This window comes from Candidatus Krumholzibacteriia bacterium (assembly GCA_035268685.1).
GTDB lineage: Bacteria > Krumholzibacteriota > Krumholzibacteriia > JAJRXK01 > JAJRXK01 > JAJRXK01.
In genome coordinates, this window is record DATFKK010000022.1 from 24,850 (window position 1) to 37,253 (window position 12,404).

Below are 12,404 nucleotides of genomic sequence, written 5' to 3' on the forward strand. Positions count from 1 at the left end.
GATCAGCCCTCCCCGTTGGCGGCCTGCAGACGCGCGGCCGGGTCACCGCGCTGCGCCTCGCGGTCGCGGGCAATGTCCTCGAGTGCGGCGATCGGATCGGCCTTGTCGAGCTGTTCGAAGCTGACCGACACGAGGCGACTGACGCCGTGCTCCTCCATGGTCACGCCGTAGAGGTGATCCGCCGACTCCATCGTCAGCTTGTTGTGCGTGATCACGATGAACTGCGTGCGCTCGGAGAAACGCTCGAGCAGCCGCACGAAGCGACCCACGTTCATGTCGTCGAGCGGGGCGTCGACCTCGTCGAGCAGACAGAACGGACTCGGCTTGATCAGATAGACCGCGAACAGCAAGGCGATCGCGGTGAGCGCGCGCTCGCCACCCGACAGCAGACTGACGCTGTCGATACGCTTGCCCGTGGGCCGTGCCACGACCTCGATCTCGCCCTCGAGTGGGTCGTCGGCGCGATGCAACACGAGATCGGACTCGCCGCCCTGGAAGAGGGTCGCGAAGATCTCCTTGAAGTTCGCGCGCACCTGCTCGTAGGTCTCGCGGAAGAGATTGCGTGCCGTGCGGTTGATGCGGTCGATGGCCTGGAGCAGATCTTCCTTGCTCTGCAGCAGGTCGTCGCGCTGCTTCTCGAGGAACTCCAGGCGTTCCTTCTTCTCGTCGTACTCCTCGAGCGCGACGAAGTTGACCGGACCGATCTGGTCGAGCTTGCGCTGCCGCTCGGCGAGCATCTCCTCGACCTGGTCCATCTGCACGGTGCCGAGTTCCTTGGCTCCGTCGTCGGCCTCGCGCACCAGCTCCTTCGGCAAGGCTTCCAGATCGAGGGAGACGAAACCCTCCTCGACCGTCGTCTGGAACTTCTCGGTGATCCGGTCGGTCACGTTCCGGGTCTGGTACTCGAGTTCCGTGCGGCGTGTCTGCACCTCGTGCAGGGCGTCGCCGCGTTCGCGGCGTCGTTTCTCCACCGCTCGCAGTGAATCCTGGACCACCTCCACCTCGGCGCGGCGGGTCTCGATCGCTTCCTGGGCCTCGCGTAGGCTCTCCCGTCGCTCCTCGCGCTCGCGATGCATGCTGGTGACCCGTTCGGCGTTCTCGTCGACCGTGGCCCGCCACGTGATCAGATCCTGGTCCAGCGACGAGTCCTCGGACTGCAGGCGCTCGATGCGACCACGCAGGTCCTCGGACATGTTGGCCAGTCGCTCGAGGCGGCTGGCCAGCTCGCGGTCGGTGCCACGATCGTGGGTGAGTTGCAGACGCGCTTCGGACAGCGCCTGCCCCGCGGCGTCGCGCTGTTGCTCGAGATCCTGCACCTGCTCGGTCAACGCGGCGACACGCTGCTCGCTGGCCTCCTGATCGGCTCCGTGTCGGCCCAGCTCGCGGCGCATTCCGTCGACGCGCTGCATCAGCTCGTCGATCTCGCCGTGCACGCGCGTGCGTCCTTCGATCGCGCGTTCGAGCTGTTTGTCCTCGCGCTCGAGCACGCTGCGGCGCGTGGCGAGCTCATGCGTGAGCTCGCCCACCGACTGCTGCACGTGGACGAGGTCGCGCCGGCACTGCTCCACCCGTTGCCGGGCGGACTCGACCTGGGCCGCAGCTTCGTGCTGCGTGCGCTGGCGCGACGCGACCATCTCGCGCTGCCGCTCGACCTCGGTGGCGAGTTCCTCGACCTGGTCCTGCCGGCCGAAGAGCGCGAGCTGACGGCGCGCGCCGGCACCACCGCGCACGAGCCCGTCCTGACGCAGGAACAGACCTTCGCGCGACAGGAAGCTGTATCCGTCGCCGGCATGGCGGATGGAAGCCTCGACCGCCTCGTCGTTCGTCTCGACCACGCGCACGCGATCGAGCCAACGGCGGAGCAGAGGAGACGCCTCTTCCTCGAGCCGCGCGAGATCCAGAGCCGGTCGGCCAGGCAATGAAGGATCGTGGCCGATGCCCTGACCACCCGCGCCGGTGTCGGCCAGGAAGCTGGCCATCCCCAGGCCTCGCTGCGCCAGGTGATCGGCCAGTTCCCGGGCATCGCGAACGTCGCCCACGAGCAACGCGTCGGCGTCCTCTCCGAACACGAGCTCGAAGGCGGCCTCGTAGCCGGGTTCGACCTTCAGCCGCTCGGCCATGGCGCCCCGCGTGCGCTCGCGGTGATCGGGATCGCGCAGCAGCGCGGCCGCGCCGGCGCGGTAACCCTCGAGCTCGTCGGCGATGCGCGTAGCGATCTCGTGTCGACTCTCGAGACGGGCGAGTTCGTCGGTCGCCGACTCGCGCTGCTCGCGCGCATGTTGCAGAGCGTCCTCGGCCGCGCCCACGTCCTCCTGGGCCGCCCTCACCGCGCGCTCGACGTCGCTCTGCTCACGCGTGGCGGACACCACGCGCGTCTCGAGATCGGCCAGTTCCTCGCGCAGGTTCCGCTTGGAGGTCTCGGCCTCCTGCACGGCGTGGTCGAGGCGCTCGGCCTCCTCGCGCAGACCCTCGAGGCGCGTCTCCGCGGTGGCGATGTCGCGCTTGTGGTCGGCCTCCTCCTTGAGGAAGCCCAGCGACAACTGCTGCGCCGCGGCGAGCTGGTTGCGTGCGTCCTCGTACTGCTCGAGCACGGCCCGAGCGCGCTCGTCCAGCTCGCGCACGAAACGCTCCCGCTCCTCGATCGTGGCCGAGGTCTCGTCGCGTTCCTGGCGGGCCGCGTCGTGCTCGTCGTCGATGTCCTGCAGTCGCGTGCGACTCCGATCGACGTCCTCGGCGATCTCGCTGCGCCGCCGCGTGGCAGTGTCGATCTTCTCGCGCAGCACCATGAGTTCGCCCTCGATGGCGTTGATCCCCGCCTCGAGTTCGCTCACCGCGTGGGCACGATCGCGACGCGTCTGCTCCAGGGCATCGAGCTCGGGGCGCATCGTCTCGAGCGACGCGCTCAGCCGTGCGGCCTCGGCGTCGTCCCCCGCACCCTCGGTGCTCAGGGACTGTTCGCGCTCGGTGAGTTCGTCGATCTGCCGGGCCAGGTCGCGCAGACGATGGTGCGCGCGGATGAGTTCGAGCCCGCGCACCTCGCCGAAGAGCCGCTGGTGACGCCGGGCCTTGCCGACCTGCCGGGCCAGGCTGCGCACCTGCTTGCCGATCTCCTCGATGATGTCCTCGACGCGCAGCAGGTCGCGCTCGGTGAGGTCGAGCTTCCGCAGGGCTTCCTTGCGCTTCACCTTGTAGCGCACGATGCCCGAGCCCTCTTCGAGGATGGTGCGGACCTTGTTCTCGTTCGGGTCGAGGACCTGCCCGACCACCTCCTGCTCGATCACCGAGTAGGCGTTGTTGCCCACGCCCGTGTCGTAGAAGAGGTCGCGGATGTCCTTGAGCCGGCACGGCGTCTTGTTCAGGAAGTAGTCGCTGTTGCCCGAGCGCGAGACGCGGCGGGTGATCGCCACCTCGTCGTAGGGCACGTTCAGACGCTGCGCGCTGTTGTCGAAGACGAGACTGACCTCGGCCATCGACAGGGGCTTGCGCTTGCGCGTGCCCTTGAAGATGACGTCTTCCATCTTCTCGCCGCGGAGCTGTTTGGCGCTCTGTTCCCCGAGCACCCATCGGACCGCGTCGACCACGTTGCTCTTGCCGCATCCGTTCGGCCCGAGCACGGTGGTGATGCCGTCGCGGAAATCGAGCACGGTCCGGTCCATGAAGGACTTGAAGCCGATCATCTCGACACGCTTGAGTCGCATTCGGTTCCTTCCTCACCGCGGGGTCCGGTTCCGGGCCTCATGCCCGTCCTCGGAGCCGACGCGGCTGCCAGCGAACGGTCCGCCGATCCTCAGCGGACGCGGACGACCCCCACCCAGTCGAGATCGAGGATCCCTCCGATGGGTGCTCGGGCCGCGAGGGCGTCGGCCCGCGAGTCGAAACGACCCACGAGCACTCGGTACCACTGCTCGCCGTCGATCACGGCGCTGCGCACGTCGGGCTGCCAACCGTGCGCGCTCTCGAGGCGCCGCGCCGCACCACGCGCGGCGGCCTCTTCGGTGAAACTCGCCACGTGCAGCGCATACCCCGGACCGACCGGGCGGGCCATGTCGCGTTCCCAGTCGGCGAGGCGGGGCTCGGTCTCGACCGGCTCGGGTTCGGGGAATTCGTCCTCGCTTCCGGCCGCCGGCGCCGGCGACTCCACCGACGCGGCGGGTTCCTCGGCCGCGGCTTCCTCGGCCTCTCCCCCGGCCGGGGGGGTGGGTGGAATCTCGCCTTCGCCCGTCGGCGTGCCGGCCACCGTCTCGTCGCCGCTCGCGACGGGCTCCTGCTGGGTCTGCGCGGCCGGATCGACCTCCGGGACCTCGTCCTCGACGACCGGCGGTGGCGCGACGGCGACGTCCACGGGAGGCGTGTCGTCGCGGGACGAGAGCCCCCACCATCCGACGAACGCGACCAGCGCGACGAGAGCGATCACGGCCACCACGCGGAACACCGTCGACGAGCCCCCCGCGTCGTCGGTCGGCTGTTCGAGCGCGCGTGGCCGCGACTCGGGCCATTCCCCGGCCCCCTGTTCCTCTCCTGTGCCACCGGTCTCCCGGTCGGACGTCGCGGAGAAGGGCACGGGGCGCTCGGCGGTCTCGTCGGTCGGAGCGTCCGTGGGCTCCGCGAGCGGCTCGGGTTCGTCCGGTCCTTCCGTCACGCCAGGGTGCTCCGCGGCCTGCCCGGCCTCGACGTCGAACACGTCGTCCACGCGCCGTTCGGCTGCATCCGGTCCAGCGTAGGTCATCAAGCCCGCCACCGGGACGTTGAGTCCGTGCAGATACTCCAGCAGTTCCTGCAGGCGCTCGCCGAGGCTCCGATCGAGGTGAAGACTGACGATCACCGAGTCGGCGTGCACGAGCAGGGGGTGGAAGCGGTCGTCGGCGATCCAGGCCGGTGCGAGGATCAGGACCACGTCGGCCTCGCCCCGGACCTGACCCACGAGGCGGAGCAGGTCCTCTTCCTGGAAGAGTCCCGCGTCGTCGGGCCGGTACGATCCCACGCTCACGAGGTCCACGCCGTCGACCGGGCCGTGGCGACGCACGGCCGACACCGAGGCCCCGTACTGCAGGACGTCGACCAGGCCCTCGGCATCGAGATCCCGATCGGAGGCCCAGCGCGACAGTCCGACGTGACGGACGTCGGCATCCACGATCAGAACGCGTTGACCGCGCTCGGCCATGCGGCGACCCACGAGCACCGCGGTCTGCACGCGGGCGACGGGGTCCTCCTCGACGTCGGTGACCACGGCCACCCGGGCCTCGCCCTCGGCCGTCGGGTGGAGGTGGTCGACGAAGGCCTTCAACTCGTGGTGACGGACGTCGACGCTCCAGGGATCGCCGCGCTCGACCACCGGCCGCAGCGGGGAGTTCACCACGGTGAAGTGACCGTGGCCGCCGTCGAGGTGCTTCAGGCGATCGTCGAGCCAGTTGCGCTCGGGGGAGGCGTCGTCCATCGGGGTCAGTCTCTTCGTTCGAGAGCCTTGGAGCCGCGGGCGGGCGAGATCTCCGAGAAGGCCCGCTCCATGCCCGCTGCCAGTTCCTCGAGTTCGTCCTCGCGTACGGAGCGCAGGTCGAACTCGACGCGATCATCGTCGATCCGCGCGAGGATCGCGGGGTCTCCGCGTCGCAGCGCACGGTGCAGGGCCTCGGCGGCGCGCCCACTGGGCGCGACGCACTCGACCTGCGCGCTTTCGACGGGGTGTTCCGCGAAGGACCCACCGCCGATCGAGGCCGTCGATCGGGTGGCGGCGATCCGCCACCCCTCCGGTGTCCGTGGGGCCAGACGATCGGCCAGCGCGCCAGCGCGCCGGCGGAGCTCGGCCACGGAAGTCCCCAGCGCGTCGAAGAGGGGCAGAGCGGGCTTCGCGCGTTCCGGGGCTTCGGCGTAGCTGGCGAGGGTCGTCTCCAGCGCGACCAGGGCCATCTTGTCGAGCCGCAGCGCCCGCATGAGCGGGTGCCTGGCCATGCGCTGGACGAGTTCCTCCCGCCCGACCGCGAGACCCGCCTGGGGACCGCCCAGGAGCTTGTCCCCGCTGAAGGTCACGAGGTCGGCTCCGGCCTCGAGGGACTCGGCGACCGTCTGCTCCCCCGAGAGCCCGAACTGGCCGTAGTCATACAGGCTTCCGCTCCCCGCGTCAAAGACCAGGTGAGCTCCGCGCTCGCGGCAGATCGCCGCCAGGTCGGCGAGCGAGGCCTCTTCGTGGAAGCCCTCGATGCGGTAGTTGCTCGGGTGCACCTTCAGCACGAGGTCGCCCTCGGCGACCACCGCGGCGTAGTCGCGCGCCGAGGTCTTGTTGGTCGTGCCGACCTCGACCACGCGCGCGCCGGTGGTGTGCATGAGTTCGGGCATCCGGAAGCTCCCGCCGATCGCCACCTGTTCGCCGCGCGACACGATCATCGACCGGCCCCGCGTCGCCAGGGCCCGGACCGCCAACCACAGTGCGGCGGCCCCGTTGTTCACGGCCACTCCGGCCTCGGCGCCGGTGAGCAGCTGCAGCCACTCGCCCACGCGCGCGTTCCGGCTACCGCGTCGGTTGCTGCCGATGTCGATCTCCAGTGCACACGGCTCACCGGCCACACGCCGGACCTCGTCGGCCACGCGCTCGGACAGACGCGCCCGGCCGAGATTCGTGTGCAGGATCACGCCCGTGGCGTTCAGGACGCGCCGCAACTTCGGACGGGACAACGACTCCAGGCTCTCACTCAAACGTCTTTCGCAATGCCCGAGAAGGGCCTCCCGCGTGGGCTCGTCCTGTCCGTACCGCCGGGACAGACCCCGACCCCGACGCAGAGCGCTCCGCTCTTCGTCCAGGATCCCTCGCGCCAGGTTCACGATCACGTCGCGCCGCCAGTGGCGGAGCAGGCCCTTGACGGTGCGACGTTCGAGAAGCGCGTTCAGGGAGGGAAGTCGACGCAGCAGTTCCTGCATGGATCGAGGCCACCGGTCCGTCGGAGCGAGAGGCCGGAGCTGGAAGCCGGAACCAGAGGCCGGACCTGGAGGTAGGTCGAGTCCCGGGCCGGTCGGCCGCGGCAAGCTAACACACGCCCGACGGGGGGTCAAACGGGCTGCGTTGACACCTGCCGACCTGCGGACTAGCTTCCAGTTGAACTCGCAACCCCCTGGAACACGGTGAGTTGTGGCCGATCACGGCAGACGGGGATCCTACGTGGGACGGCTGGCGATCGCCACGATCGCAGCCGTTGGTGTCGGGCTCCTGGTGTCGTTGCTCGGCCCCGACGCGAATCCCGACGGCGACTGGTACGTGCACACCGGCGTCCAGGGCGAGGTGCGTGTTCTCGATGCGATCGAAGTCGTCCCCGACGAGGATCCGGTGACCATGCGCGAGGCACGGCGCATGGCCGGTGCGACGCAAGGCGTTCGATCGCCGATCACCGAGAAGGTCGTCAATCCCGACAACCCCACCCCCGTGTCGCCCGAGCAACCCCTCGGGCGTGAAGACGCATCTCCCGACGTGATGCGCCGCGTCGATCCCGAGGCCCGCGTCGCGCTGCAGGAAGACGAGTACGTGGAGATGAACCGCCCCTCGCAGCAGAGCGAGGACTTCGTCGTCCTGCACTCCGTGGAGCCGCGCTATCCACCCGACGCGCCGCCGGCGCTGCGCACCCGCGACGTCGTGGTCCGCGTGAACATGTACGTGGACGAGACCGGTCACGTCACCCACGCCTACGTCGATCGCAACGAAGGCGGGCCCCGCTTCGAGACGGCGGTGATCGAGGCGGTCACCCAGTGGGTCTACCGCCCGTTCGAACACGAGGGCGAGCCGAGCGGCTTCTGGGACACGATCTACTTCGTGTTCCGTGTGGGCCCCGGTGCGGAGATCCGACCGAACGAACTGCCGATGCGCGGCTGAGTCGGCGCCCTCAGCGTGACTCGAAGTCGTCGCCGAAGGGCACGCGCAGGGTGTCCGACGGGGCCGGCGCCGGGGCTCCGGCGGGGAACAGTTCGACCGGGAAGGCCGCCACCTCGCTGTCCTCGATCATGCGCAGACGCTCCAGTCCGCGCGCTCCGTCGGCCTCCTCCACCGATCCCGCCATGAGACCGGTCTCGACGCGGTCGCGCAGCCGGGTCCGGGTGTTGCCGCTCTCGCGGTCCAGACCGGCGATCACCCGGCGCACCGCGTAGTAGGTCTTCAGATCGATGCCGTTCGGATTCCGCGGCGTGGCACGGTGGCGTCGCGACCACAGGGTGTCGAAGTGCGCCTCGTCGGACTCCGAGATCAGCGCCGCGCTGCTCGGGAAGATCGCCCGGTGCATGCTCGGACCCACCTCGCGCGTGAGCAGTTGGTTGTCCCAGCTCGACATGCCCAGCAGTTGGGCGCGCACGTCGTGGAACACGAGCTGGGGCGCGATCAGACGCATGACCCGCGTGCCGGCCGGCACGAACAAGGCCTCGGGCGCGAACGCGCGGATCTCCCGCATGACGCCACGGAAGTCCGTGGCGCTGGGATCGAAGGGACGGCGCACCACCACGCGGCCGCCCAGACGCTGCACGTCGGCCGCGAACCGGTCGGCGAGCAGCTCCCCGTCGGCGCCCTGCGGGTACAGGATGCCGTACCGGGTACGTCGCAGCGCCTCCACCCCGGCCCGGGCCAGCATGGCGGTCTCGACGTCGTCGGTCAGCGTGGTCTGGAAGACGAACTCGCCGAGTTCGGTGATGGTTTCCTTGGTCGCCGTCGGCGAGATCAGCGGCACGCCGCGTTCCTGGCACAGCGTGGCGACGGGAACCGTCGTCGACGACAGGAGGGCGCCCACGACGGCGATCACGTTGTCGTTCTCGATCAGGCGCCGCGCGGCCTTCACGGCCACGACCTCGTCGCTCCGCGTGTCCAGGGCCACCAGCTGCACGTTCTCGCCGGTGGCGCGATTGTGCTCCTCGACCGCGAGCATGGCGCCGTCGAACATGGCCTGTCCGAGCACGGCGTTGGGTCCCGAGAGCGGCGCGAGCAGACCGATGCGATCGGCGAGTCCCACGTCCAGATCATCGGCGGCGTCGATGCCAAAGTCCTGACCGATCTCGGCGATCAGGGCACGGGCATCCTCCACGAACCGGCTGCGGGGATACTGGCGGACGAACCGCTCGAGACGCTCCACGACGCGCTCGGGGGCCTCGCCCTCCTCGTAGCGCCGCTGCGCCACGATCCAGGCCGCCGTGCTTCCGATCACCGAGCGCGGATGGCGCTCCCAGAGTTCTTCGATCTGGTCGGTGGCGAGGGTCTCCTCGAGCAGGGTGCGCAGTCGCTCCCGTGCCTCGACACGGCGCGGGTCTTCCGACTCCGCCGCTTCGTAGAAACGCACCAGGGCGTCGGCCTCGTCGAGCCATCGTCCGAGATCCTTCGCGACCACCGCCTGGCTCCAGCGGCTCTCGGCCAGGTACTCGGACTCGGGGTACAACCGCCCCAGACGATCGAACAGGCGCACCGCCAGGTCGAGATCTCCCGTGCGCGCCGCGGCCCGGCCGGTCAGCAGCAGGACGTGGTCCTCGTTCCGGGCACCCGCGTAGCGATCGAGCCAGATCAGACCGGCCTCGCGCAGGGCCAGGGCGTCCTCGTAGGCGGGATCGGTGAGGAGCGCCCGGTAGGACGTCGCCGCTTCGCGCTGGGTCGCCGGATCGAGCTCTCCGGTGATCGCCCCCCGCCGCCCGGGCGGGCTGGTGCAGCCCGACACGACGGCGACCGCGAGCAGGCCCATCAGGGCCAGGCGGCTCATGCGTGCTCTCCGCTCGCGCGCTGGGCGAGATACACGGCCGCCATCTCCCGGTACTCGGCCGCGTGCTCCCGCCGCGCTTGACGGTTCTCCGCCGGCAATTCCTTCTTCACCTTGGCGGGAATGCCCACGACCAGGGAATCGGGCGGCACTTCGAGACGCTCGGGGACCATGGCCGCCGCCGCCACGATGCTGAAGCTCCCGATGACGACCAGGTCGAGGAGCGTGCTCTTCATGCCGACGAGAGCTCCCTCCTCCACCCGCGCACCGTGGATCACGGCCTGGTGGCCGACGGTGACGTCGGGGCCGAGCCAGGTCTGGGAATGGCCCTCGGTCGCGTGCAGCATGCAGCCGTCCTGCACGTTGCTGCCCTTGCCCACGTGGATCCGGCCGCAGTCGCCGCGGAGCACGCTGCCCCACCAGATCGAGGCGTCGTCCTCGATCACGACGTCGCCGATCAGCACCACGTCGTCGGCCAGGTACACATTGCGACCGATCCGGGGAACCATGCCCTTGTAGGGCAGCAGGATGGCCACGCTCAGTCCTCCTTCTCGTCGTCTTCGTCGTCTTCGTCGGCTTCGTCGGCCGGCTCCTCGCCCGCTCCCGCCTCGCCTCGCTCGACCTGGCGCATGAGTTCCTCGAGCGAGTCGTGGACCGCGCCCTCGGGCTCGGCTTCGGCGGCTGCACTCTCCGGAGGCGGCGCCTCCTGGATCTCGATCAGGTGGTCCTGCTGACTCTCGAGCAGTGCCTGCGTGAGATAGATGGGACACTTCACCCGTACCGCGAGGGCGATCGAATCGCTCGGCCGCGCGTCGATCGACAGGATCTCCTGGTCGCGCTCGAGGAAGATCCGAGCGAAGAAGGTGCTGTCCTCGATCGTGGTGATCACCACGCGGGCCACCACCGCCCCGAGGCCGTGGATCACGTGTTGCAGCAGATCGTGCGTCAGCGGGCGTTCGAAGACCTGGTTGCGCAGCGCCATGTTGATCGAACTGGCCTCGGCAGGACCGATCCAGATCGGTAGATAGCGTGTCACGCCCGGGATCTTGAGCAGCAGGATGTGACTGCCCGGGTTCTTGGGGTCGGGCAGCAGACCGCCGACCTTGACCTCGACCATCTCGTTCAAACCGCGATCACTCCACCGTGAAGGCAAGGGTCTCGAGAACGGCTCCGCCAGCGGTCATGATCTTGACCTCCCAGGAGCCGGTCCAGGACGGCAGCAGGCGTTTGCTGCTCCACGTACGCCAACGATCGGCCCCGATGTCGAGTTCCACGCGGGCGCGGGTGGTGCCCTCGTGGATCCAGACGTGGACGATGGTCTCGTCTTCGGCACCGCGGACGTCGGTGAAGCAGAACAGTCGCTCGGTGCCGGCGGGGAAGGTGTCGTCCGCACCCACCGGAGCCCGTTCCTCGACCGAGAGGCACACGGCTGCTTCGGCGAGGCGGGGACCGTCTCCGGACGCCTCCTGGGCGCCGAGGGGTCGCGGCAGGAGGGCGAGCGAAATCAGGACGGAGAGCGTGAGCGTTCGAAGAGCGGGACGCATGCTCGAGGGCCTCCGGTCTCGGGGAATCGAATGACGCCGGTAGGTTGGGCAGACGCGGCACCGATGGCAAGCGGAAACCGCCCCGGGTGGTACCCCGGGGCGGCTCCGACCCCCGTCGTCGACCGCGGACTCAGCGCAGGGTCTCGATCCGGTCGACCGCTTCCTCGGCCGACTTCGGCATTCCACCCTCACGCAGAGCGCTCTGGACCCCCCCGAGGTTGCCGAGCATGTACTGCGCGTCCTCGACGAATTCGCTGTCCGGGTAGTCATCGAGGAGACGCCGGAAGAACATGGCCGCCTCGCCTGCACTGAACAGTTCTTCGCTGGCCACGAAACCGGCCATGAACAGCGCGTCGTCGGCTCGTTCGTGCTCGGGATAGTTGTCGATGAGCGACCGGTAGTACTCCAGCTTGGCGTGCTTGTTCATGCTCTCGCCGGCCAGCTGGTACAGCTCCTCGGCGGTCCGCTTCTCCTGCTGGTCGAACTCGCCGAAACGCTGCACGCCGTGCCGGGTTTCCAACTCGGCCAGGGTGTCTTCGTAGGCCTCCTGCTGGAAGCGCGGCTTCAGTTCGCGCTCGATGCGGTCACGCACCTCGTCGAAGGTCTGGACCTGGCCGTCGTAGCGCGGACCGGTCTTGATGATGTGCCAGTTCTCGCCGATCCGGACCGGTGGGTTCGTCGTCTCGGCCGGAAGGTCGAAGACGATGTCGGTGAATTCCTCGTCGAAGCCGCGCCCGAGCACGTAGCCGTCGGGGTTGACCCAGCCGAGGGTGCCGTGATCGTCCTTCGTCTGCTCGTCCTCGCTGTACTTCGCGGCCATCCGGGTGAAGTTCGCCCCCTCCTGCAACTCCTCCCAGGCTTCCTGGATCTCTTCCTGGTTCGCGTTCTGGATGTGGTGCACGAGTACCCGACCCATCATCCGGTAGTTGTCCTGGAAGTTCTCGTAGTGTTCGCGCAGCGCCGCCTCGGGAACCTGGAGCTGATCCTGGAAGTGCTTCTGGTAGTAGGCGCGGAAGAGCTGCTCGCGACGCAGCTCGTCGAGCTTCCACCGGGTCTCGCGCTCGCGGTGCAGGTTCTCGGTCTCGGCCTCGATCGAGACGAGCATCTCTCCGACCAGTGCGTCGAGGAAACGCGTCTGCCAGTCCTCTCCGCTGAA

Annotated in this window: 9 protein-coding genes; 1 reads left to right on the forward strand and 8 read right to left on the reverse strand. The window is 69.2% G+C overall.

Features of this window, described 5'->3' with window-relative positions; all coding sequences use genetic code 11:
• Window positions 1-2: 2 nt before the first annotated feature.
• From smc to selA, 3 genes are all read right to left on the reverse strand, one after another.
• A complete protein-coding gene (smc, locus tag VKA86_02405; protein HKK70040.1) occupies window positions 3-3,698 on the reverse strand; it encodes a chromosome segregation protein SMC in 3,696 nt (1,231 codons plus the stop codon).
• Window positions 3,699-3,787: 89 nt separating this feature from the next.
• Window positions 3,788-5,434: an SPOR domain-containing protein gene (locus VKA86_02410; GenBank protein HKK70041.1), complete on the reverse strand. Its 1,647-nt coding sequence runs from the start codon at window positions 5,432-5,434 to the stop codon at window positions 3,788-3,790.
• Window positions 5,435-5,439: 5 nt separating this feature from the next.
• Window positions 5,440-6,909 carry an L-seryl-tRNA(Sec) selenium transferase gene (selA, locus tag VKA86_02415; protein ID HKK70042.1) on the reverse strand — a complete coding sequence of 490 codons (1,470 nt, stop codon included), beginning with the start codon at window positions 6,907-6,909 and terminating at the stop codon, window positions 5,440-5,442.
• A gap of 238 nt (window positions 6,910-7,147) precedes the next feature.
• Here selA and VKA86_02420 point away from each other — a divergent pair, with 238 nt between their 5' ends.
• Window positions 7,148-7,852, forward strand: a complete 705-nt coding sequence (locus VKA86_02420) for a TonB family protein (protein ID HKK70043.1) — start codon at window positions 7,148-7,150, stop codon at window positions 7,850-7,852.
• A 10-nt stretch (window positions 7,853-7,862) separates the two neighbouring features.
• On the opposite strand, the gene VKA86_02425 is transcribed toward VKA86_02420, so the two are convergent.
• The 5 genes from VKA86_02425 to VKA86_02445 all read right to left on the reverse strand — a co-directional run.
• On the reverse strand, window positions 7,863-9,707 hold the full coding sequence (locus VKA86_02425; protein HKK70044.1) for a penicillin-binding protein activator: 1,845 nt from the start codon (window positions 9,705-9,707) through the stop codon (window positions 7,863-7,865).
• Complete coding sequence (locus tag VKA86_02430) at window positions 9,704-10,240, reverse strand: gamma carbonic anhydrase family protein (protein HKK70045.1); 537 nt, start codon at window positions 10,238-10,240, stop codon at window positions 9,704-9,706. Before VKA86_02430 ends, VKA86_02425 begins: the two co-directional genes overlap by 4 nt.
• A 2-nt stretch (window positions 10,241-10,242) precedes the next feature.
• Window positions 10,243-10,821 carry a bifunctional nuclease family protein gene (locus VKA86_02435; protein HKK70046.1) on the reverse strand — a complete coding sequence of 193 codons (579 nt, stop codon included), beginning with the start codon at window positions 10,819-10,821 and terminating at the stop codon, window positions 10,243-10,245.
• 16 nt (window positions 10,822-10,837) lie between these two features.
• Entirely contained in the window at window positions 10,838-11,248 is a 411-nt protein-coding gene (locus tag VKA86_02440) for a DUF2914 domain-containing protein (GenBank protein HKK70047.1), read from the reverse strand.
• A gap of 130 nt (window positions 11,249-11,378) precedes the next feature.
• On the reverse strand, window positions 11,379-12,404 hold a 1,026-nt coding region (locus VKA86_02445), incomplete at its 5' end, for a peptidyl-prolyl cis-trans isomerase (protein ID HKK70048.1).